The organism is Streptomyces sp. NRRL S-455 (assembly GCF_000717875.1).
Taxonomy (GTDB): Bacteria; Actinomycetota; Actinomycetes; order Streptomycetales; family Streptomycetaceae; genus Streptomyces.
Window position 1 is genome coordinate 21639 of sequence record NZ_JOCT01000002.1, and the last position, 22191, is coordinate 43829.

The 22191-nt window shown below is 69.4% G+C and carries 21 protein-coding genes and 4 pseudogenes; 11 read left to right on the forward strand and 14 right to left on the reverse strand.

The window, feature by feature from the left end; genetic code table 11:
* Positions 1-21 precede the first annotated feature (21 nt).
* Positions 22-1218 (forward strand): MFS transporter, encoded by a 1197-nt coding sequence (locus tag IE97_RS0102675; RefSeq protein ID WP_030230160.1) that lies wholly within the window; start codon positions 22-24, stop codon positions 1216-1218.
* A gap of 345 nt (positions 1219-1563) precedes the next feature.
* Here IE97_RS0102675 and IE97_RS43545 read toward each other — a convergent pair.
* Positions 1564-2610 (reverse strand): annotated as a pseudogene (locus tag IE97_RS43545) (WD40 repeat domain-containing protein); the annotation flags it as partial.
* A gap of 553 nt (positions 2611-3163) precedes the next feature.
* Here IE97_RS43545 and IE97_RS41875 point away from each other — a divergent pair.
* Positions 3164-3397, forward strand: coding sequence for a hypothetical protein (locus IE97_RS41875; protein ID WP_030230170.1), 234 nt, complete (start codon positions 3164-3166; stop codon positions 3395-3397).
* Between the two features lie 81 nt (positions 3398-3478).
* Here the strand turns inward: IE97_RS41875 and IE97_RS42700 are convergent, their stop codons facing one another.
* The 3 genes from IE97_RS42700 to IE97_RS0102700 form a co-directional block, all read right to left on the reverse strand.
* The gene (locus IE97_RS42700) at positions 3479-3904 is read right to left on the reverse strand and encodes a type I-E CRISPR-associated protein Cas6/Cse3/CasE (protein ID WP_420706040.1); all 426 of its coding nucleotides are present in this window, start codon (positions 3902-3904) and stop codon (positions 3479-3481) included.
* The gene (locus IE97_RS0102695; RefSeq protein ID WP_030230177.1) at positions 3904-4359 is read right to left on the reverse strand and encodes a MarR family winged helix-turn-helix transcriptional regulator; all 456 of its coding nucleotides are present in this window, start codon (positions 4357-4359) and stop codon (positions 3904-3906) included. The genes IE97_RS42700 and IE97_RS0102695 overlap by 1 nt, the downstream gene beginning before the upstream one ends.
* 86 nt (positions 4360-4445) lie before the next feature.
* Positions 4446-4811 carry a maleylpyruvate isomerase family mycothiol-dependent enzyme gene (locus IE97_RS0102700; protein WP_078603067.1) on the reverse strand — a complete coding sequence of 122 codons (366 nt, stop codon included), beginning with the start codon at positions 4809-4811 and terminating at the stop codon, positions 4446-4448.
* A gap of 71 nt (positions 4812-4882) precedes the next feature.
* Between IE97_RS0102700 and IE97_RS0102705 the strand changes: the two genes are divergently transcribed.
* Entirely contained in the window at positions 4883-5806 is a 924-nt protein-coding gene (locus tag IE97_RS0102705; protein WP_030230187.1) for a LysR family transcriptional regulator, read from the forward strand.
* Between the two features lie 267 nt (positions 5807-6073).
* Entirely contained in the window at positions 6074-6628 is a 555-nt protein-coding gene (locus IE97_RS38105; RefSeq protein ID WP_234331773.1) for an IS5 family transposase, read from the forward strand.
* Positions 6629-6680: 52 nt separating this feature from the next.
* On the opposite strand, the gene IE97_RS0102715 is transcribed toward IE97_RS38105, so the two are convergent.
* Positions 6681-6878 (reverse strand): hypothetical protein, encoded by a 198-nt coding sequence (locus tag IE97_RS0102715; RefSeq protein ID WP_030230192.1) that lies wholly within the window; start codon positions 6876-6878, stop codon positions 6681-6683.
* Positions 6879-7038: 160 nt separating this feature from the next.
* Entirely contained in the window at positions 7039-7542 is a 504-nt protein-coding gene (locus IE97_RS0102720) for a hypothetical protein (RefSeq protein ID WP_030230194.1), read from the reverse strand.
* A gap of 229 nt (positions 7543-7771) precedes the next feature.
* Here IE97_RS0102720 and IE97_RS0102725 point away from each other — a divergent pair, with 229 nt between their 5' ends.
* The gene (locus IE97_RS0102725) at positions 7772-8308 is read left to right on the forward strand and encodes a GNAT family N-acetyltransferase (protein WP_030230199.1); all 537 of its coding nucleotides are present in this window, start codon (positions 7772-7774) and stop codon (positions 8306-8308) included.
* Between the two features lie 211 nt (positions 8309-8519).
* Here IE97_RS0102725 and IE97_RS0102730 read toward each other — a convergent pair whose 3' ends face one another.
* Entirely contained in the window at positions 8520-9035 is a 516-nt protein-coding gene (locus IE97_RS0102730; protein WP_037834374.1) for a hypothetical protein, read from the reverse strand.
* 706 nt (positions 9036-9741) lie between these two features.
* On the opposite strand from IE97_RS0102730, the pseudogene IE97_RS39740 reads away from it, so the two are divergent.
* From IE97_RS39740 to IE97_RS0102745, 5 genes and pseudogenes are all read left to right on the forward strand, one after another.
* Positions 9742-9933 (forward strand): annotated as a pseudogene (locus IE97_RS39740) (helicase associated domain-containing protein); the annotation flags it as partial.
* 187 nt (positions 9934-10120) lie between these two features.
* A pseudogene (locus IE97_RS43680) lies at positions 10121-10336 on the forward strand (GNAT family N-acetyltransferase); the annotation flags it as partial.
* A 173-nt stretch (positions 10337-10509) separates the two neighbouring features.
* On the forward strand, positions 10510-10650 hold the full coding sequence (locus IE97_RS42705) for a hypothetical protein (RefSeq protein WP_199920559.1): 141 nt from the start codon (positions 10510-10512) through the stop codon (positions 10648-10650).
* Between the two features lie 270 nt (positions 10651-10920).
* The gene (locus IE97_RS42710; protein WP_051704814.1) at positions 10921-11799 is read left to right on the forward strand and encodes a hypothetical protein; all 879 of its coding nucleotides are present in this window, start codon (positions 10921-10923) and stop codon (positions 11797-11799) included.
* Positions 11796-12959 (forward strand): S8 family peptidase, encoded by a 1164-nt coding sequence (locus IE97_RS0102745; RefSeq protein ID WP_030230210.1) that lies wholly within the window; start codon positions 11796-11798, stop codon positions 12957-12959. Before IE97_RS42710 ends, IE97_RS0102745 begins: the two co-directional genes overlap by 4 nt.
* Before the next feature lie 438 nt (positions 12960-13397).
* On the opposite strand, the gene IE97_RS0102750 is transcribed toward IE97_RS0102745, so the two are convergent.
* The 6 genes from IE97_RS0102750 to IE97_RS41890 form a co-directional block, all read right to left on the reverse strand.
* Positions 13398-13820: a hypothetical protein gene (locus IE97_RS0102750; protein WP_051835422.1), complete on the reverse strand. Its 423-nt coding sequence runs from the start codon at positions 13818-13820 to the stop codon at positions 13398-13400.
* Between the two features lie 606 nt (positions 13821-14426).
* Positions 14427-15704, reverse strand: a complete 1278-nt coding sequence (locus tag IE97_RS0102760; RefSeq protein WP_158708217.1) for a hypothetical protein — start codon at positions 15702-15704, stop codon at positions 14427-14429.
* Complete coding sequence (locus IE97_RS0102765) at positions 15701-16648, reverse strand: hypothetical protein (protein ID WP_030230219.1); 948 nt, start codon at positions 16646-16648, stop codon at positions 15701-15703. Before IE97_RS0102765 ends, IE97_RS0102760 begins: the two co-directional genes overlap by 4 nt.
* Positions 16649-16651: 3 nt before the next feature.
* A complete protein-coding gene (locus IE97_RS0102770) occupies positions 16652-19558 on the reverse strand; it encodes a tetratricopeptide repeat protein (protein ID WP_158708218.1) in 2907 nt (968 codons plus the stop codon).
* An 847-nt stretch (positions 19559-20405) separates the two neighbouring features.
* Positions 20406-20717, reverse strand: a complete 312-nt coding sequence (locus tag IE97_RS41885; protein WP_158708219.1) for a hypothetical protein — start codon at positions 20715-20717, stop codon at positions 20406-20408.
* Positions 20718-20852: 135 nt separating this feature from the next.
* Positions 20853-21083 (reverse strand): hypothetical protein, encoded by a 231-nt coding sequence (locus IE97_RS41890; protein ID WP_158708220.1) that lies wholly within the window; start codon positions 21081-21083, stop codon positions 20853-20855.
* On the opposite strand from IE97_RS41890, the pseudogene IE97_RS42715 reads away from it, so the two are divergent.
* Positions 21012-21221, forward strand: a pseudogene (locus tag IE97_RS42715) (hypothetical protein); the annotation flags it as partial. The gene IE97_RS41890 and the pseudogene IE97_RS42715 sit on opposite strands and share 72 nt — an antisense overlap.
* 308 nt (positions 21222-21529) lie before the next feature.
* Here the strand turns inward: IE97_RS42715 and IE97_RS0102790 are convergent.
* On the reverse strand, positions 21530-22129 hold the full coding sequence (locus IE97_RS0102790; RefSeq protein ID WP_030230229.1) for a TetR family transcriptional regulator: 600 nt from the start codon (positions 22127-22129) through the stop codon (positions 21530-21532).
* Between the last annotated feature and the right edge of the window lie 62 nt (positions 22130-22191).

The following is a 22191-nucleotide window of genomic DNA, read 5'->3' on the forward strand; positions in this document are numbered from 1 at the left end:
CTTCGCCCTGAGGAGCGGCCGGTGAGCGCGCGAAGCGGCTCCGCTCTGACCTTCGGCGTGGCGGTGGCGCTCATCGCCGGAATCACCCTAGGCAACGGCGGGGCGAACGTGATGCCCGTGTTCGTCGACGACTTCGCGTCACGCTTCGGGTTGTCGGACTCCGGCGCCGGGCTCGTGGCCGCGACCCAGCTGATGGCAACGGCGGTGGTGACGCTGCTGTTGGCCAAGCGGGCAGCGCGGCCGGGGCGGGTGCTGATGACCCGTTTCGGGCTGGCGCTCGCGGGAGCCGGCTTCCTGGGAGCGACAGCGGCCACCGGCCCGGTGACTCTGATCCTGGCCAACCTGGTCTTTGGCGCGGGGCTCGGCGCGATCTACGCGGCAGCCACCGCGGCGCTCGCCGCCACCGACGACGCCGACAGGGCGTCCGCCGTCACCATCTCCGGCACGGTCGGGGTGACAGCACTGCTGATCATGGGCGTCCCCGCGGCCAACCACGACCTCGGCGAGGGCACCGGCTTCCTGCTCATGGCGTTGTGCTGCCTCCTGGCGTGGCCACTGATACGCCGGCTTCCGGACCTTCCCTCGACTCCGGACGCCGGGTCCGCCGGTTCGGGAGAGGCGACATCGGCCAGGCCGTCGGTGGTTCTGCTCCTGGGGACCGCGCTGCTGTGGGCCGTCACTCAGGGCGCGTGGTCGTACGCCTCGGTCCTGGGACGCCAGCACACCGGGATGTCCCACTCAGCCGTGTCGGCCGTCCTCGCGATCTCCAGCGTCGTGGCGCTCGTCGGCGCGGCGGTGGGCCCCGTTGCGGCACGGCGCTTCGGGCGCATGCGGTCCATGGCCGTCTTCGTCACGGCGCAGGCCCTCGCGATGGCGGGCCTGGTCCTCACCCACAACCCCGCGCTTTTCACGGTCGCGGCGGTCCTCTGGCAGACCTGCCAACTGGCCGTCCTGGTGCAGATGCTGGCCGCCGCGGCGCTCATCGACCCAACCGGACGCCTGGTCGCCTCCCTCAGCGGCGCGGGCGCCCTGGGCACCGGCATCGGACCGCTGGCCGTCGGGGCCGTCCTGGACGCCGCCGGGGCGGACGTCCTCGGCCTCGTCCTGGCGCTGGGAACCTTCGTCGCCTCGCTGCCCCTGCTCAGGATGACGGTGGCCGGCACGGAAGCCTCGGCGGAGCGCGGGCTCGCGCCCTCTTCCGCCGCCGAGGCCGGGTGAGCACTCCAGTCGGGCTGCACGGCGTCGAGCGTTTGTCAGGTGACATCGCCGAGGCGTGGCTGAAGCCGAGACAGAGACGCCGTAGTACTGGCCGCAGACCCTCTGATACGGCACATCGCCGACGTACGTCCGCCACTGTGCGCGCGTCAAGCCGGCGCCTTCCGCGCGGGAGCAGACGTCGTCGACCGCACGCCCCGGCTCGCTGATGTAGCGCTGCAGCGGGACATGTGCGCCGGCCGCGTACACGGTGGTGCCGTCCGGGCTGAAGGACAGGGATTCGATCGCGTCGCCGGCCGTGGTGAGCGGGGTTCCCAGGGGCTGCCGGCTCTCCGTGTCCCACAGCTGAAGCGTGCCCGCGTCGCCGCCGACGGCCAGAGTGCGGCCGTCGGGGCTGTGCGCGATTTGTTCCGGGTTCTCGCCTGGGTGGGCCGGGAAGACGTTGCGCAGGATGCCGGCGCGCTGTCGCACCCGTCCGTCCCACAGGGCGACCCTGCCCTTGGCGTCGCCCGCGGCCAGCCGCGAGCCGTCGGCGCTGAAGGAGAGGGCGCCGACCTCGTCGCCGAGGACGAGGTTTCGGTCGTTCACTGGGCCCGAGGGCAGGGCAGCCCAGCGGCTGTCCCCGACCAGCAGGCGTCCGTCGGGGCGGACGGCCAGCGCCAGGCCGGACAGTTCGTTGAGCACTCGGGTGCGGCGGGCGCGTGCGGTGTCCCAGGCCTCGGTGTCGGTGTTCAGGTCGCCGGAGGACGAGACCCGGCCGGTGTAAACGGTACGGCCGGACGGGCCGACGGCCATGGCCACCACGGGGCCCGTCGCGGCGGTCGCCAGGTTCGGCTCGGCTCGGGCGCGCTCGTGCCGTACGTCCCAGACCGTCAGCCGTTGGGGCGACGCTTCCCCACCTGGTGCCAAGACCCCGTAGGCGAACGTCGTGCCGTGGGCGTCGAGCGCCATCAACGGCACGGTCTCCTGCGGGGCGACAGGCACACGGGGGTCGCGGGATACCGGTTGGGCCGGCGTCGGCAGGGTGCGAAGGACGCGGCCGTCGCGGGTGGAGCGGAGCTGAACGATGTAACGGGTACCGGAGACCTGGGCGGTGGCGAGAGTGTGACCGTCGGGACTCAGCAGGACCTTGTCGAACGGACGCTCCTGCCAGGCGGAGGTGACGGCCGCGCCCAGGTCGAGGGAGTGGACCGTGCCGCCTTCCAGGTAGCGCAGGATCGGTCGCGAGGGGTCCCACTCCAGGCCGTACGGCTGCTGGTTGTTCAATTCGTGCCGGAACACCGGGGCGTCGGGGGCCGACAGCCGCCAGACCCGCGCCAACGGCACACCCCCGGCCGGCACACCAGCAACCGATCCCGCCTCGGCCCCACCCGCCGAAACCCCCGAAGCCGTCATGGGCCTCAGCCCACCCGACCCCGCCAGCCCCTCACACAGGAACAGCGAGAGCTATGACAGCCAGCAACCAACCTGCTAGCCACACCACAACATCCGCTTGGTCACCCCATGACAGCGACCACAGCCCCGTCCTGCACCCGCTAACAGGACATCCACTCGCGATTACGCTGACACCCACCCGCTGCCACCCCACCGCCCACTCACAGCTTCCTTGACCATGTGGTGGAAGACGAGCGTGCGCCGGAAGCTCTCCTCGGCCGATGCCTTCACCAGGGCGGTCTGCAGGCGGCGAACAGGGCCGATCCTCCTGCCGTATGCCGACGCTGGCCCCGACACCGGGCCGCGCTCGCAGCTACGGGATTTCTGAGTGCGTTGTGACGACGCTACTGCACGATCAACACCGGACACGGTGGCAACGGGCGACAACCCCAAGCCGGCGAACTTTGCTTCGGCCTGGACATCAAGCTGGACCCGGAGACCATCGACGACTGAGTACCACCCGGTGGGCCCGCCTCGCGTGAGGTGGGCCCACCACCGATGGGAGAATGAACATATGGTCACCGCCACGGTATTCACGCCCCTGTTTATGGTGGCGCTGCTGGTGTTAGCGCTGATCGTGGGCGGGTTCATGCGCTCGCTGAAGGGCGGATTCCTGATCGCCGCCCTTCTCGGGATCCCGCTGCTGATCAACCACCTCACCTTCAGCTGGCTGCTGGCCGGACAGGTGGTGCTCATGTTCGCTGTGCCGCTGTTTCTCGGAGAGCGCAACCAGAACAAGCGGCCCTGAGAAATGATCTTCATAGCGATCTGGCTCGTGATGCGGTCCTCGAGCCGGTGGAGGTCCTGCGGTCCGGTGCGCCACCAGGGTTCAGCCATGGTTCGCCTCGGTGGTGTGGAGCGGGGCGAGGGTGAGCAGGCCCTGTCCGTAGCCCTTGGCGGGGCCGATGCCGCCGAGGAGGGAGGCGCGCAGTGTGTCGGGGTCGGTGACGCGGAGGCGTCCTTCGAAGGTCGCTGTGGAAAGGATGACGCGGGGGCCGTCGGGTCGTTTGCGGAAGCGGAGGATGTCGTGGCTGACGATGGTCACCACGGGCCCGGCGGACAGGTCGTCGCCCTCGGTCTGCAGGCCGGGGACGAGGGGCGTGGCGGTGGCGTCGGGGATGCTGAAGCCGTGACGTTCGCACCGCTGGCCGATGTTCCTGCCCCCGGATGGGGGCAGGAACATCGGCATCACGAGAGCGAGGACCTTAAACAACCGCAGGATCTGCTCGTTCCAACAGGTGGGGCGGTCGATCATCACCCCGGGGGCATGTCTCCACCCGCGTTGCGCATCATGCGTTGCAGTACCTTCAGGGTGATCAGGTATTCCTCGTCCGGGATACCCGTGTGCACCTGTGTCCGGCTGGCGCGCTGAGTCTCGGCGGCGCGCTGGTGCAGCGCCCTGCCTTCGTCGGTGATCTGGAGTCGGCCGGTCCTATCCAGCACGAGCAGCTTCCGCTCCACCAGAAGGTCGATGTCGGGAGCAAGGCCGGCGCCAACGTCCAGGTTGGCCTGCTGGGCACTGATCACCTCGTCCCGCGTGGCCCCGGTTTCGCTGTGCAGCACCTGGTGCAGCACCCACCACTGAGGCTGTGTGATTCCGATGGCCGCGAGCCGCCCCCTGACGTACGCCGTAAGCGTCTTGTTCGCGGCCCACGTCCAGTACCCGATCGGCTGGTTCACCAGCTCTTCGTCGTCGTGCGAGTACTTCATCACGCCACCTTCTCTCTGCAGGTTCGCCCACCGCGCCGTCCGGGCGGCCACGCCACGTGGACAGCCACTGGGGCTCACCTTGGGCATCAGCAACTGTCGAATCTCGACTGCGGTTCAGCTCGTGGGACCGCGTCGGCATCGGTCGTCTGCGCGCACCGCTGGGAGCCTGCGCCCGTAGGCAAGCAGCAGGAGCTCCGGACAGCGGCGTCGCGGCGCGCGACGCGGTCGGTCATCCGGTGCAGGTTGCCTCCCGACCGAGCCAGCTCCAGCGCCGTCCTGCCGAACGAGTACCTGAATCCCATGCTCATGTGTGCGGCGACCTCTCGCACCCGCCACCCGCTGCACAAGGTCGGCGCATCCCACTGGTGATCGGTCAGTCCGTCCAGCACGTCCGCCAGTTCGCGCCTCTCGGCCGCGATCTCGGCACGAACGTCCACCGCTGCGCTCTTCATGATCACCAGCATCTCGGACGCTGGGCCAGCAGTCCAAGAGACAGTAATGCTCGCAACTAGCATCTCCGCTTATGGAGCTCCGCCAGCTGCAGTACTTCCTCACCGTCGTCGAAGAAGCCAACTTCACCCGCGCCGCGGCCCGCCTGCATGTTGCGCAACCGGGGGTGAGTGCCCAGATCCGGCAGATGGAGAGGGAACTTGGGCAACCCCTGCTGGACCGGTCCGGTCGAAGGGTGACCACCACCGAAGCGGGCGAGGCTGTCCTTCCCTATGCGCGGGCAGCACTTGCGGCCATCGAGGGGATGCGGCAGACGGTGGACGAGTTCACCGGTCTGGTACGAGGACATGTCACCATCGGCGTCGTCTCAGGGGCCGCCACCGACGAGTACGACCTGGCCGCCTTGCTCGCCGACTTCCACGACGAGCACCCGCAGGTGGAGATTTCCCTCACCGAGGACACTTCAGCACGCATGCTCACCGCCCTGCGTCGCGGTGAACTCGACCTCGCCATCGTCGGCGTCACCGACGACGATCCCCTGCCGGGCACCAGCCTCCAAATCGTGATCGACACTCCACTGGTCGCCGCCATGACCCCGCAGGATCCACTGCTCCTCCCCGTCGGCCGCACAGCACTCCCACTGGCCGCGCTCGCCGACCGCCCACTCATCAGCCTTCCACGCGGCACCGGCATACGAGGCGCACTCGAACGCGCCTGCCGACAGGCCGGTTTCCAGCCACGCATCGCCTTCGAGGCCGCCGCGCCGAGCCTGCTGACACGCTTCGCCGCCCGCGGCCTCGGAGTTGCCATCCTCCCGGAGATCCCGTCCGAAGCCGCAGCCGCTCTCGGCCTCCGCACTCTCCCCCTGACCTCCCCCCGCCTCCGCGGCCGGATTGCTCTCGCATGGCCGACGGACGGTCCCACCACTCCGGCAGCCAAGGCCCTCCTCATCCGCATGCAAAAGGCCCTCCCACCGGCCAAACCCTCACAGCACTAACTGGCAGTTCGCTATCCGGTCGTGCGCTCGGTCTGGTTCGAACGGGTCCTGGATCGGGTGACATGTTGGGTGGTGGGGCATAGAGGAAGGGCCTCTTGGTAGCTCGCGGTTGTCGAGTCCAGCGAGAAACAAGAGGCCCTGTTGTCGAAGTGTCGCGTGGTCGTGGTTGCCGGGTCCAGTCCGTCCACTCCTGGGTGTGACTGTCTCGCCCATCGGTTCGGGAACGCGGCCGACCGGCCGGAGCGCCGACCCCGGTACGGCTCGGACATGAGCGATGCGGAGTGGGCACTGGTGCGGGATCTGCTGCCGGTGCCGGGATGGCTGGCGGGCCGGGGTGGCCGTCCGGAGGGCTACTGCCACCGGCAGATGATCGACGCGGTGCGCTACCTCGTCGACAACGGCATCAAGTGGCGGGCGATGCCGTCCGACTTCCCGCCCTGGCCGCGGGTGTATTCCTTCTTCGCCCGCTGGCGGGAGGCGGGGCTGGTGGCCGAGCTGCACGACCGGCTGCGCGAGGCCGTCCGCCAGGCTGAGGGCCGCCGCCCGGAGCCGAGCGCGGCGGTCGTGGACTCGCAGTCGGTGAAGGCGGACACCACCGTCACCCTCGCTTCACAGGGATACGACGCCGGGAAGAAGATCAACGGGCGCAAACGACATCTGCTCACCGACACCCTCGGACTGCTTCTGGCCGTGCTGGTCACACCGGCATCCGCGACCGACCGGGACGCTGCCCGCATCCTGCTGCCCGCAGCAAAGAAGCACCTCCGGCGGCTGACGCGGGTCTGGGCCGACGGCGGTTACACCGGTCACCTCACCGACTGACCACCCAGCACCTCGGACACGTCCTCGACATCGTCCGCCGCAACGTGGCGTGCTAGCCCTCGGGCCGTCCACCCCGCCCCTGGAACCAGGCCGGCACCGGCAACAACGGCCGGACGGCCGCCCACTCCGTGTCCGTCATGTCCGACGAATACCAGCGCACCCGGTCCGGATGGTCGGCCGCGTTGCCGTACACATGCGCGAGGCAATCGCACGGCACGGCGGGCGAGTGGAAGTCAACGTGCTCGGGCACGTACAACAAAGACAACAGGGCCTCCGGGAACCACTCGGAATGGGATCACACCCCCGAGCTACCAGGAGGCCCTGCTTTCACGCGCGGAAACCGCCGCAGTCACCCGATCGAGACCCCCGTTCGATCGATAGCCTTCAAGATCGGTACGGGCAACAACCACTTACGTGTCGGGATGCTCCGGCAGGGCGAGCCAGTCCGACCAGGAGATCTCGCGGCCGAGGAAGCGCGGCTGCTCGAACGGCCAGTCGGCGGCGATCCACTGCGGCACCAGCGCGTCGAGGGCCTGCTCGACCTTGCTGCCCACCAGCTCGTCCACCACCCACCAGGAGATCTCGCCGTCCGCGCCGACCCTCTCCGGTGGGTCGATGTAGACACAGCCGAGCAGAGCTGTCTCCGCCGCGTCGAACAGCGCGTAGTTGAAGGACTGGTGCGCGGCGATCTCCTTCTCGTGCCGCAACAGGTCGGCCTGGTCGGCCTCGAAGGTCATGGTGGCTGCGGGCCAGCCCCAGGCCGGGCCGAAGATGGTCCACAGCCGCTCGCGCGAACCCATCACAGCCGGATAGTCGAGCAGGGTGTCACCCTCCCGGATCGGCCGCAGGTGATGACCACCGCCCGGCAGCGGTACCCGGACGGGGTGGACGAAGTCATCGGGAAGCCAGCTCATGGCGCCCGACCGTAGCAGCGCGCGACCGTCCGCTCCCCTGGATACTCCCCGTACATCGTCAGGCCCTGCTCTCATGCCGGGCAGGGCCCGCGATCACCCGATCGAGACTCCCGTTCGATCGACAGACTCCATGATCGGTATGGCAACGGCTTCTCACACCAGTCCTACTCCCGGTGAGCGGCTGATCGATCACTTGGCCCGACCTCGAAAGAGAGATCATCATGTGGGGATGTCTGACAACCAATCCTCTGTAGCACCGGCTGTAGTGCGGCTTCCTCAGTACACGAAGACGGACCAGCACGAGATCCTCGGTGACGGCGATGATCCCTTCGGTGTTGCCGCGGCCGGTTTGACCTGGCTGCCCAAAAAAGAGCACTTCGGTATCAGACACGGCGACCGGCTTGTGGCACACGCCGGCCTCCTCCGGCTGCCAGTTGCGATCGGTGATGTCGAGACAGAGGTGGTAGGCGTCGGTGGAGTGGCCGTCGCACCCGACATGCAGGGCCAGGGGTTGGCCCGGCGCGTGGTCACAGCGGCACTTGACCACGCTCGCACGATGGGGCCTCAGCACGCGCTCCTGTTCTGCCGACCTCCCCTCGTGCCGCTGTACCAGCGCCTCGGATGGCACGCCCTCGACAAGGAGGTGCTTGTCGAACAACCCGAAAACCGCCTGGTGACCATGCCACTGCGGACCATGGTGACACCCCTGCGCGACAACGCATGCTGGCCTTCAAAGCCAGTGCGTCTGTTCTCCCTCCCGATGTGACGGGCCCCTTCCGCGAGGGCCGTCCAGCGGGGCAACAAAAGCCCCATCCCGGTGACAGCGGTGTCAGTTCTCGCTGACATTTTCCGGCTCTGTGATCAACAAGTGGTGCTCGAACTCGACGACAAACGGTGTCAGCTCTCGGTCACGAAGCCAGACGGTCTTCTCGGAAGATCGAGGTGTCGTAGGAATTTGATCAGGCGGGCTTGGCCCCCTAGCTGTCTGCCTCACGGCGCATCAGGTCCGGGCGGCAGTCAGCGACACCAAAGGCCCGTTGGAGCCCTTCCGCCAGGGCACGGTCGATGCGGTAGAGCCGCGCCTGTTCGTCCCGCTGAAGCAGTTGACCCGCGCCAGCCGGGCCGACGCGGCGTTGCACCGCCTTGACGCTCGTCAGAGATCCGCCGATCTTCGTCCGCGGTATCGGGGCTGTCGGGTGCTCGGCGAAATGCTGCTGGATGTCCTCGTACGACGCAGTGCCGCCCATCTCCACGATGCGACGCAGAACCGCCCGCGCCCCGGGCATCAGGGACCCGATCATCTGAAACAGCAGTCGGTCCGTCCAGCCTTCCCCGAGGTCGTCATCCCCCAGGTCTTCCAGGCCGGGGCGGGGCTCGGCCGCCGGTGCGTCGCGCCAGCCGGCCGGAACACTGGGACGCAGTCCGTAGGCTGCCTGCACAGCGGCGATCGCCTGCTCGTAGCTGTCGGTCTCAGTGTCGATGATCAGCCGCACGCCCCGCCCCTTCGTGGATGCCATGGCCATCCTGCCCCACCAGCCCGGCCTCCCCGCTCCGGCCCTCGCCGCACTCACTGCCGCCCGGACTGACGCCGACCAACCCCACTCCCCCGACACGCCCCAGGACCCAGCCGACTTGAAGGCCACTGCCGAGAGCTACCTGTACGAAGGTCCTCGCCGACTCGGCCACCGGCTTCTCGCCCCAGCACCCGTTGCACCCTCCCGCAGCCCTGCGGGTCCGGGCGCGGTTCTGCCGGACGGCTGGGCACCGCACTCAAGCCCCGCATCCTCGAGTGACCACCGGTGATCGCTACCGGACGTATCGGTGGGCATGGGGCACGCACTTCTAGCTACTGCTGGCAGTCCGGGCGGCCGCGACGATCTGACTTACCGCTCGTCAGGGTGATGATGCTCCCGGTTCCCGGGCGCGCCGCCACGAGGGATCGCTACGAAGAGGCACCACCTGTTCGTGCTCTTCGTCAAGGAGCCGCCGTGCGCCCTGCCCTCACCGTCCTGGCCGCCGTCCTTCTCGCCTTACTGCCCACCGCGATCGCTCCTACCGCGCAGGCCGCGCCAGCTGCCGAAACCCTGCCGCTGGCCGAAGCGGTGCGGTGGCCCGGCTGCCCGTCGCTGCTGAGGACCGCACCGGTTATGGCCGCGAGCAGTCCTTCGGCGGCCCCGCCAGTCCTTCGAACGTGAGGGGCACCTGCGCGTACCCCGGAAGCACGTCGAACGGATCGTCGTCGGCGGCGACGGGAGGGGCGGCAGCGGCAAGGACCAGGAGGAGCGAGAGCTCCGGCTCGGTGCATGGATCGGCAACCAGCGCAGCCGGGCCGCGACGCTGTCGGAGGACCGGCGCGAGCAGCTCTCCCGCATCGGCATGCGCTGGGCATAACCCGATCACGCCATAAGAACCGACGTCTAAGGCAGGATAGGGGCCATGGATCTACCGTCCGACGTGCCGCGCATGCGTGCGGGTGACGCGCTGATATTGCGGCCCTGGCGGCTCGACGACCTCCATCTGGTGCGGGAGGCTGCGGATGACACATACATTCCGTTGATCACCACCGTCCCCGCCCTGTACTCACACGACGAGGGAGTGGCGTTCGTCGAGCGGCAGTGGGAACGGACACGCGAGCGGAAGCGGGTATCCGTTCGTGATAGCCCGGGCCGAGGACGATCGGCCGCTGGGCACGGTCGGGCTGTGGGTGAGCGAGGCCCCGCAGGGGCGGGCCACCTTGGGCTATTGGGTGGTGAAGTCCGCGCGGGGTCTGGGGGCGGCCTCGGCGGCCCTGCAAGCGGTCAGGACAGCACAGCTAGGGCCGAGGCGTTGGCGCCTGCTTCCTCCACCGCGGTGGGCGCGCCGGACGCGGCGCCGCGTCCGGCGCGTGCCGCCCGGGCGCCGCAGACCTCGCGCCGCCCGGGCTTGTAGAAAGCCGCCCCCGCCGGCACTCCGGTATCCGGGGCTGCGTTGCCCCTCGCCCTCCACCTCTCCGGCGACTCCCGCCACGGCCCCCTGCCCGCACCGACGGCGGCGGACGGCGCGGACCTCGACCTCAACGCCGCCTTCAACACCAGCCGGGTATGCCACGGCTTCGGAGACACCGGGTAGCGGTACGACGGCACCGGCCGCGACGGCCACATGTGGTCCGGGCAGCAGTGCTGCTGCCAGCACGAGCACTGCGGGTGCGGTGCCTGCGGCGGATTTCCCTTGCGACGAGGTCGCCTATGTCGTTTACGCCACCGTCCTGCTGCGCCAGGGGTCCGCGCACCCAGTGTTCTTGACACCAGAGTTGACGGCTACTTTATGTACGCAAGCCGAGAGGGTGCGGCCGCACCGCCAGAATGAGGCCCCCCACCCTGGGAAGAGGGAAGTAAGCCGATGTCCTATCCGCCGGCTCCGAACGGCGCGAATCCGTACAACCAGCAGCCGATGCCCGCAGCACCCTCACAGGCACCGGGCTATCCGTCGTCCGGCCCGGCCCCGTGGATCCCGCCGCAGGGCGGTACGCCGTCCAGCGGCCGAGGCCGCAAGGTCTTCGGCGTGCTGATGGGCGCCTTCGGTGCGCTGCTCCTCCTTGGCGGCGGCATGTTCACGGTGCACACGTACGGCAAGACTTCGCAGAAGCTGCCCAACGACGCCTACGGCCTCACTATGTGGAGGGACGAGCCGGTCGACAAGTTCTTCCCCGATTTCTTGGGAGGCCGCGGCGGCGACTTCGGCGACCCATACGACCCCGCCGAGGCGCTGTGGTTCCGGCAAGGGATCTCTCAGGACACCGACTGCGACAAGGGGCTGGACGGCAAGACCCTTGCGGCGGCGAAGGAGCAGGGCTGCAAGGCCGTGCTGCGAGCGACATACATCGACGCCACGGCGAACATGGTCGCGACCGTCGCCGTTGTGGTGTTGCCCGACGGCCCGGCGGACAACGGGCCCAAGGACAAGGTCGGCGAGGTGTACAGCGACTACCGCCTCCTGGAGCCCGCAGTCGTCCAGTACCCGGTGCCCGGCACCCTGGCGAGCAAGCCCTGGAAGCGCAGCGGCGCCTACTTGTGGGCCGTCCACGGAAAGCAGATTCCGTACGCGGTCGGGGCCGCGATCGGCTCGGTGGACGGCCACCACGCGGGCGAACTGCCAGGCGAATTCGGCCAGATCAGCGGCAACGAAACCGACCGCGAGGCCTGGCACGCCAACGCCCAGGACCTCGTGGAGCTCTACACCGCCCACCTGGCCCACCTGCAGATGGGAGGCCTGCGATGACGTGCCGGCCCCTGCACACCGCCGCGATCACCGCTGTGGCGCTCAGCGCGCTCCTCGGCGCCACCGTCTCGTCGGCGGGAAGCGCCACCGCAGCCGAATCCACTCCCAGGAGTTGGGAGTCCGCTGCCTTGGACCTGCCCGCGGCACACAAGATCACCCGGGGAAAGGGGGTGACCGTCGCGGTGCTGGACAGCGGCATCGAGCAGAACCACCCAGCACTTCGGGGCAAAGTCGACAAGATAGGCCCCGATTTCTATGACCAGGACGGCCTCAAGCCCGGCGATAAGGGCTACGGCTCCCACGGCACGGCCATGGTCTCGGATGTCCTCAAGGTGGCGCCCGAGGCACGGATCATTACGGCCCGGGTCCTCGACGACAGGGAACATGATGAAAAGCCGGAACAGCAGGAAGACGTCAGAAGTCCGCTGTCGCAGGGCGTGGACTGGGCGGTGAAGAACGGTGCCGACGTGATCTCCATGTCGCTGAGCGGCGGCCGGTTCAACGAATTCGACGAGTTCGATGTCGCGGCGATGGCTCGCGCAACCCAGAAGGGCGTGGTCCTCCTGGCCGGCTCGGGCAACAGTGCGAAAGAATTCAACGACGGCAACTTCCCGGCAGGCTACGCCAATGTGATCTCAGTGGCGGCGACCGACCAGAACGGCGAGAGGGCCGAGTTTTCAACGGTCCGGACGCACAACACCATCGCGGCCCCCGGGGTCGCCATCATCAGCGCGGACAAGAACACCAACGGCTTCCGACCGATCCAGGGAACCTCCCCAGCCACCGCCCTCGCCTCCGGCGTCGCCGCACTCGTCATGGCCAAGAACCCCGACCTGACTCCGGCCCAACTCCGCGAGATCCTGATCCGCACCGCGGATCACCCCAAGGGCGGCCACAATCCACTCGTTGGCGCCGGCCAGATCAACGCCGCCGCCGCGGTCCGCGCGGCATCCAGCCCCAAGAACATCGACACGTCCGCGCAGGCCTACAAGGGCAAACTCACCACGTTCGGGAAGCCGAGCGGCACCTCCAAGTTCAGCCACCCGCCCATCAACCAGGGCTACTTGACCATCGGCTTGGGAACAGCGGGCGCCGGGGTGCTCCTGATCGCCGGTGGCGTACTGCTGGCACTTCGCAAGCGGCGACAGCCGGGCTTCTGATTCGCCTGGCGACACTTCTGCCGTGAGGGCCGGTCCGGGCTTCTCCGGACCGGCCCATGGCGTGCGCCTGGCGGGTCCCGCACATACAGGTGAGACTCACAGGGGCCACCGTCGCCGCAGGTACCTTCTTCGCTGGGTGGGACCTACTCGGCGTCCGGGAACTCAAGCCTGAGCGTCGGATCGACTCCAAGGCGCTCTTCGGCCTGGTGAAACCCTCCTTCGGTGTGGTGGTCGGGGCCGGCGCTCTGCGGTACGCCTCGGGGGGCGAACAGCCGACGCCAGGACGGCCCCGCGCCGGAACCCGGCCCTCCGTGCAGGTGGGTACGCGGTGCCGATGCTGCGGGTCAGCCCGGCGTCCCGCAACCAATTCGGGGCCGGCCCGGCGGCTCACGGGGGCAGACAGGTGCGGGCCGGTGCAACGGTTTTCGGGGTGGTTGCTCATGAGGGCTCCGGTGCGGCCGGAGGCCGGGCGCGGCGGCTGTCGGGCGCGCGGCCGATGCTACGGGCGACGACGTCGATCTCACGACCGGTGTAGGCGGTGCGTACGCCAGAGATCGACATGCCACTGGCCTCGGCGAGGGCATCGAGTCCGTACGGGCGGCGGCCATGGAACTCCCGGCCGTAGGCGAGGAGATGGCGGATCTCGCGGTCGGCGGCCTCGCGGGCGGCGCGAGCGTTGCCGAGAGCGATCAGCAGGGGGTCTTCCTGCAGGTCGTCGCGCTGGGCCTCGAGGGCGAACGCGTAGTCCTCGCGGGCCTGTTCGGCCTGGTCGAGGGCATCGGGGTAAAGGTCCTCCGGTGTGACGTCACCGGGGTGCGGCAGGGGGACACGGATGGCTGCGAGGTCCCCGATCAAATCCATGATTACGACAATCGCAAAAAATTGCTGCGAGCGCAATGCAGCTCTTCCGGACCGGCGCTCTCGCGTACGGCCTGGCATATGCCCGGATCAGCGGTGCGGTCGTCGGCCACACTGCTGAAGTGCTGAGCGGATTCCGCATGGTCGCGCAGGACTGAGACCATGACGGCTATGGCGTCCCCCCTTCAAGGGCAGCAGCCAGGGCCTGATCGGCGAAGCCCTGGGTGCCGATATAGAGGCCGGTTCGGCCGACCTTGGTGGTCTGGCCCCGCGGTCGGCGCACGATGCCCCAGTCGGCCAGGGCCCAGCAGGCCGACTGGCTCAGCGGCGAGCAAGCTACCCCCGCGGTCGCGGGGGTGGTCCGGTCAACGCCTTGGGCAGAGCGAGTATGGAGTCCTTGCCGCCGTGCAGCAGAGGCAGCCGCCGCCGTAGTTCGTGCTCTACGAAGCACACCGGGGGCGGTCGCCGGGCAGCGGACGGCCGCCACGAGACGGGGCACGGCGTGCACCGGGACCCGAGCGGTCGACTTCAGGGCCGGCTCGTTGCGTCGGCGGTACGAGAGTCACGGCCGGAGCCGGGCTGGCCGTACGGCGAAGGGCGTTGGCGGGTTCAGCGGGTGGCGAGCAGGTCCCTCATGGCGGTCGCCTGAGGAAGTACACCGATCGCCGATGCCTCCGCGCCGTAGGCCGACAACAGCCTGTCGACCGCGGCGGCGGCCTCATCGAGTTCTCGTCCGGACAGCAAGCGGGCCTGGGCGAAGTGCAGCAGCGCCATGGCGACGTCGGGTCGTGCACCCACGTCGTCGGCGGCGAGGCGCTCAGCCGTCGTCCGCGCCTGAGCGGTGGCGTCGAGCAGCTCGCTCTGCCGTGTCGGTCCTTCGTCGAACAGCACGAACACCAGGTTGTTGAGCGACCGCAGCAGCGTCGTACCGTGGTCGTGGAAGGCCTCCGCCGCCAGGCCCCGACGAATGGAGACCGCCTCGGCCAGGCTCGTTCGGGCCGTGGCGAGGTCGCGCTGCCGCAGGCTGAGGAACCCGAGGTTGTTCAGCGCCGCCGCCAGCCCGGGCAGCTGCGTCCCCGGGTCGGCCTTCACGAGCTCCCGGCGGATCGCGACGGCCTCCACCACGGCGGCCCGTCCGGCTGCCTGGTCGTCCTCGAAGCGCAGACCGCCGAGACTGTTCAACGCCCGTGCCAATGCAGGCAGTTCAGTGGAGTCCTGCTCGGACAGACCGCGCAGCACCTCGGTGTACTCCGTGAGCAGCGACATCGCCTCGGTCCGCTTCCCCTCGTGCACGGCAAGAGCGATGTACGGATCCAGGATCGTCGACCGCATCCGTGCACAGGCGGTCACCACCTCGAGGTCGGGGGCCGGGAGGGTGGCCGCTTCCCTAAGACCCCGCAGGGCCTCGTCGAAGCCATGGAGCCCCAGCGCCATTCGGCTGCGTTCGTACAGGCACCGCGCGACTGTGGTGTCCCCGTCCGGTCCGGTGAGCTGACGAGCCTGCTCAAGCGCTTCGTCGAGTTGGGCCACCGCCGCCTGAGCGTCACCTTCCTCCTCCAGCCGGAACGCCAGGTCCACGAGCGATCGGACGAGTGCCGGGCGGTACTGCTGCGGATGCACGGACGCCAGCATCCGGTACAGATCGGTTCGCTGGTGCGGATCCTCCGCCAACTTCCAGACCAGCGAGGCACCTGGCCGTAGCTCGAACTCGAAGGCGAACAAAGGCCCTGTGTCGGTCTCGTCGGGCGGTGGGGCCGGCGCTTGCCGCACGGCCGTCACGGCGGCGGCCGCTCGGGCCCGGAACCGCTCGCGCTCGTATCCGGCCAGATAGGCCCGGGCCTCCGGGTTGTCGGCGGCGGCGGTCCGCCACATCTCGTGGAGACTCATTCGTCCTCGAAGGTGATGCCCGGCGTCCGTTGCCGGACAACCGGGGTCATCCTGCTCAGTGCGGTGTGGCGCAGCACGGCGACGCTGTCGCCGAGGCTGGCGACGAGGGCGTCCCGTGTGTTCGAGGGAGTGTCGAGAAGACCGAGCAGCAGCAGCGGGCCGCTGACCGTGGCGGCGCCGTGCGCCCAGGCGTACGTCTGTGCCTGCCGCATCTCGGCCCGCTCGACCCATTCGAAGGGGCGGAACGGCTCGACGGGAGTGTCCTGGAAGCGCCGCAACGACCTGGTCAGTCTGGGCGTGACGCCCGGTCTGGCCGCCTCGAAGCAGCTGGTCACCGAGTGGTCGGGCAGGTGAAGCAGGGCAAGGAGCACATCGGGGGTGAGCAGCATGCGATCGCGTTCTCGGCATGCCTCGTACGCAGCCCGCAGGGCCTCACGCAGCTGGCCGTCCGGCCCGATGGTGCGCGCCAGCATGCGCATGCTGCGGCGTAGGTCGACGAGGTGCGCGGCGGCGACTGCGGGGAACAGAGGGTTGCCGTTGCCGTCCACGGCCGTGTCCAGCGCTTCCTCGGCGACGACGTGCAGCAGCCGGTCGACGAGCTTGTCGAACGGAAGCGGGAAGGTGTCCGAGTCCAGGCCCTGGTGCGTGGCGATCTCCCGCCATCGGTGGGCACGCGCGCCGTGGTCAACCTCCTCGGGTGCCAGCAGCGGCAGGTCCCCGTCGGCGGCGGCGCTCACCATCTGTTCCAGCAGGCTCACCGCGTGCACCAGATCGAAGTCCGTGATCCCCTCGTCCGCCGAGACCTCCTCGACCGCACGCTCGATGGCGCGCCGGTAGACGCCGTCGAGCGCACGTCGCCGGTCGGAGCCCAGGGTGGCTCGGACGGCGAACCTCGACAGGGCGGAGCCCGCGGTGACGACGGTGCGCACCATCATCGGATCCATCGATCAGATACCTCCTCCGAGCCCGAGTCCTTGCAGGAGCGCCGCGCGGGCCGCCTCCGACTCACCGAGGTCGGCATGGCACTGGGCGAGCAAGCCGAAAGCGCGCGGCTGTACGGGGTCCAGGGCCAAGGACCGCCGGACCGCCTCGATCGCGCCGGCGGGATCACCAGCCTCTCGTTGCGCCCCGGCCCACGCCAGCCACGACGCGGCGTCCTCGGGCCACCGTTCCACGCACAAACGAGCCGCCTCGGCCGCCTCGTCCAGCCGTCCCATGGCGATGCACTGCCAGGCGAGCGACCACCTCAGGACCCGATCGTGCGGGTCGGCCGCCGCCTTGGCCCGCAGGTCGGCAAGAAGATCCTCATGACGGCCGGTGAACGTCATGTCCATGAGACTCCCGCCGCGAGGGTCGTAGTGAGCCGAGGCGGAGGCCGTCAGTCCGGTGGTGGCGCGCAGCGTGAACTCCAGTTCCTCGAGGTCCGGGGTGCCCCCGCCGACGTAGGTCAGGACGCCCGCGTCAGCGGTCTTGCCGAAAGCCAGGATCCGTCGGTTCCCGAACGTGGGGAACCGCGTCGAGCGGACTTCGGCCAGCAGCGACTGCGGAGCCGGGGTATCCATGTCGACCGGCTCGAACCCGAGGCGCGCGGCCAGGACCGTCATCGGCTCGGCGAGCCGGTCGTCGGGCACCTCAGCCAGGAACAGCTGGGCCACCCCGGACACCTCGACGACGGTACGGCCGAGCCGCTCGGCGGCGGTGCGGACGAACCCGTCGAACTCCGGCGTGTGTAATGGCCGTGTCGGCGCGCTCACGGCACAGCTACGGCAGCGCAGCGCCACGCCGGGGCTGCGGTCGGTCAGCACGAGTACGCCGCAGGCGGGGCAGCGGTGGTAGAACGGCGGGGTCTCCCGACGCCGGCAGGACGGCCCCACCGTCCCCATGACGGCGCTGAGCCGAGTCAGTGAGTGGGCCAGGCGGTCGAGGTAGTCGGGATGCTCCGGCGGCCCGAAGAAGTCGAAGGAGTAGAAGCCGCGGTCCACATGGACACGTACGCCGAGAAACAGCCGACCGTCGCGGGCAGCCGCGTAGCCCTCGGCGATGCCGGGATCACTGAGGGGATCGGGCTCGCCCGGTCTCCCCTCGGTCACCTCGAAGCCGGGCGGAAGGACGTCGCGCAGGGGGCGGTAGCTGTCGCTCAGTTCGGCGGCCAGGGCCGGGGGATGCCCCGTGGGCGGACTGCCGCCCCGCGGAGGCCCTGCCGTTGCCGCGAGGACTGCGGCGAGCCGGTGCGCTTCCGCTGTGATGGCCTCGGCGGCCTCCGGCCAGGCCTCGCGCACCCGAGTCGCGAAGGCAGCAGCGTCCTCGGCATTGTCGCCGTCGGCCAGCAGACAGGCCCAGAGGCGAGCCGCCCACTCCGGACTGGTTTGCCCCTGTCGGCCCAGTTGCTCCAGCACGGCCCAGGCGACGGCGGTCGAGCCCAGATGGTCCATGCAGACCGCCGCCAGTCGCATGGCGGGGACCATCTCGTGCGGCGCCAGCTGAACGGCGTGCCGGTAGACGGTCTCCGCCGTAGCGTAGTCGCCGGTTCCCTCGTAGGCCTGACCGAGGTTGGCCCAGATCTCATAACTGCGCGGCATCAACTGGGAGGCCTGAAGGAGCAACGGGAGCGCGTCGTCGTGGTCTCCGCGCTCCATGTACACCGTGGCGAGGTTCATCAGTACGGCCGCTCGCCCGGCCTCCTCGTTCTGCTCGGCCACCGTGCGGCGCAGCAGGTCGATCGCCTCGTCGTAACGGCCGAGACGTTTGAGCGACAGCCCCTTGCCGTTCTGGCACGAGAGCCGGACGGCGGGGCGGGCTGCCCCTTGAAGGGCGCGGTCGAAGTCGGCGATGGCCTCGTCGTCCCGCCCTGTCAGGGACAACGCGTGTCCCCGGCACGCGAGGACGGCCGGTGTCACCAGATGCGTCGGTAGCGCGTCGGCCTCCTCGATCGTCAGGGCGTACTCCTGGAGCCCGAACAGGCTCTGCAGACGGGACTCGCTCAGACTCGGTGCTGCAGCGTCGAGTTGGAGCTGGACGCATGCGGTGACGTCCATGATCCGTGTGGTGAGACCGGGGGCGTGGCGCCCGGCCGTCCTGAGGATGTCGAGATAGATCTGCGCGAACGAGGCCGGGCGCCCGGCGGGTTCGTCCGCGAGGCAGGTTCGGGCGAGAGAGGCGAGAGCGGCGGGGCCGGGACCGGGACCGGGCTCCGCCGTGGGACCTCCCTCCTGCCAGAGCCGGCCGGTGAGCAACTCCCAGAACAGAACGCCGAACGCGTAGATATCCGACGCCACCCCGGCTGCGGCCGGGTCGGCCCGCAACTCCGGCGAGCGATAGGCGGGGGTGCCGGCCATGACGTGGGCCTCGTCGGCCGCGCGGGCCAGCCCGAAGTCGGAGATGAAGACGACATCACCGGCGAGCAGCACGTTCTCCGGCTTGAGATCGCCGTGGACGAGCCCGGCGACCCGCTCTCCGGCCAACTGCATGCCGAGCGCGACCTGTGCCGCCAGGAACGCTGCCTGCCAAGGGTCCCGGCACCGCTGGGCGATGACGTCGCGCAGGGAGCTCACACCGCCCAGCACGGCCGGCATCAGCACGAAGGGGCGGTCCTCGACCTGCTGGAACCCCAGCACGGGCATGATGTGCGCGACCCCGGCAAGCCGGGACCACAGGCGCACCTCGCGCAGGTAGGCGACGCGCACCTCCGGCGAGAAGAAGAAGCGGCGCTGGAACGTCTTGCACGCGATGGCTGCGCCGTCCGCCTCGCCCGCCTCCCGGCTACGGCATATCAGCACCTCGCCCATTCCGCCGCGGCGGACCTCCAGAATGTCGAGGTCTCCCAGCCGCCCTGACGGGCCTTCGAAGCTGGACACTGCATCAGCGCTGGCGAAGAGGCCCCCCAGCAAATCGGCCGGCGTCTGCATACGTCCAGCCTACTGGTGAGACCGTGACCGTGTTCCCTGTTCCCGCCACCCGGCTTCCAGCCGAGCGCAGCCGCGCTCCGACCCGGCCGGGACGCAGGAAGAGGCGTGCCGGGCAAGCAGGTGGCGCGTGGCGTGTGAGGCAGCGGCGATTACAGGCAGGAGGTCGCTGGGACGCCGCCGCCTGACTCGCTGTACGTACTCGTGATCCGTGACCAGCCGGTCGTAGAGAAATGCCGCCATGAATCAAGCGTGGCTGACCGGGTGGAGCGCTGTTCCCGGAATTTTGCTCCCCCTTGCGGCTTGTCGAGGAAGGGCAATCACGTACTCACCTCGGTGATGGCGTCCGCGATCAGGACGGGCGGGTCCGCAGCAGCTGTGCCGCCTGGGCCGCCTGCTGGCAGTGCGGGAGTACGCCAGCAGGCGGCCGGTGCCCCGAAGGCGCAGGCTGAAGCGGTGGAGTGGCCCGTGGACGTCGCCCTCGCGCGGCCTGTGACGCAGCTGCCGACAGGCCGGTCGTGGGCTTACGAGATCAAGTTATGGACAGGGCTTGAATCTGTCCGTTGTCCACCGGCGCAGCGAGCACACGATGGGGCAACGATCCGCCAATCTGGCGTTGTTGAGGCGAGATGGAGACAGCAGCGGCACTGGCATCAGTGGTGTGTGCTGAGGATCTGCGGGTGGTGCGGGGTGGGTGGGGGGTTCTGGAGTGCTGCGAGGTGCCTACGGGATCGGTGACTGGGGTGCTGAGGCCGAGTGATTGTGGGAAGACCACGCTCCTGCGTGCTGTGGCAGGTGTTCAGTGCTGGCGTCGCCGCCTGCCGCGCGAGCGTCTGAGCTTATTGCGCAGGCCCGCTCCCCGAGGGTCCTCGAGTTGTACGAGCAGATCGACCGCCTTGACACGGGAGTCCCTGTGCACGGCCGGGGAGGCCGCGATGGCCGCGAGCATGTCGGCACCGCGTGCGTCGCCGTGCCGCGCGAGCAACCCCGCCGCTTCGACCCGTGCAAAGTCGGGCACCAGCGCATCCTCGCCCGCCAGAGCGTCCCCGTCCGCGAGGAGACGGGCCAGGATGTCCGGGCCGCGCGGGTCGCCCAGCTGGGTGAGTTCCATGGCAGCGTGCAGGCGCGACAGGAAGGTGAAAGGGTTCTCGCCACCTGCACGGGTCTGCTGGTGGATGGCTTCAAAGCCTCGTGGATCTCCTAGTCGGACCAGCCTTTGCCCGCTTCGAGAACCTCGTAGAAGTCCTCACTGGTGACCATGTCCGCCAGTGTGAAGGATCTGGGCCACAGGCAGCATGTGGGCGCTGCCTTCGTGGTTCGAGGTCGTAAGCGTCCCGATGACCGCGCCGGTCTTCAGATTGATCACCGCGCTTCCGCTGAAGCCGCCGACCACCTTGGTGCCCACTTCGTGCTCACTGGCGCTTCGCGGGCCAGGCTGGGAGACCGGATTAGCGATCTGCAGGCGATGGTCGCTCATCACCCGCTCGTTGCAGCCCTCTCCCGCGAGGTTCAGCTGGGAGCGGCCGTCCTGGAGGACATCGAGGAGCAGGGTCCGTCCGGGTCGGTGTGGGTGCCGTTGACTGGGGGCGAGCCTCGCCCGTGGACCGACTTGTGATGAGGTTCCCGCTCCGGCTGGGTGATCGCCCACCGGCTGGCCCGCTGCTCACCCCGCGGTCATGGCTGGGGGAGATCTTCGACAGCTTCACCCTGCCTGGCGGTGCCGGCGTGCACTTCCGGCAACCGCCGACACCTCCCAGATAGCCGGTCTGGGAGCGCGCGGCCTGGACGGTTGACGGGTACGGCGAGCCGGGCTCGCGCCGACGGGCGAGGAAGGGCCGGTGACAGGGCTCAGCCGGAGGTGCCGGGCGAGGACTTCGCGCGGCCGGCCCCGAGGCTGCGCCGGATACGAGTGCTCGGCAAGCCTCAGGGACTCGGCGCGGTCAGGTACCGCTGGATCGTCGGTGCCAGCCATACCACGATCTCCGCCCGCGCCAGCCCCACCGCCGGCGGCATCCGCAGCACGTACCGCGTGAGCGCCAGCCCCAGCAGCTGCGACGCCATGAGTGCCGCCCGTGCCGGGACCTGATCGGGGTCGGGGCACACCTGCCGGGCGACCGGCAGCAGCTGGTCCCGCAGGATGCCCTGCATGCGCTCCGCCCCGGCCTGGTTGGTCGCGCCGACCCGCAGCAGAGCGGTGAGGACCTCGTTGTTCTCCCACATGTCGAGGAAGTGCTCGACGAGGATCCGCCCCGCGTCCTGCTGGCGGTCCGCCCCGCTCACGTCGGGCAGCCGCAGGTCGATGGCGACGGCCGCCGCGAAGAGGCCCTCCTTGTTGCGGTAGTACCTCATCACCATCGACGGATCGATGTTCGCGTCCTTGGCGATGGCGCGGATGGTGGCTCGCTCGTAGCCGTCGGTCGCGAAGCGCTCGCGGGCCGCCGCGAGGATCGCGCCGCGAGTGGCGTCGGAGCGGCGGGGGGCACCGGAGCCGGGAACCGTGGAGGTGCTGTCGCTGCCGTTCATGCCAACAAGCGTAGGCCAACAAACGTAGGTCAACAAGTGTTCGCCAACGGTTGTTTGCCAAC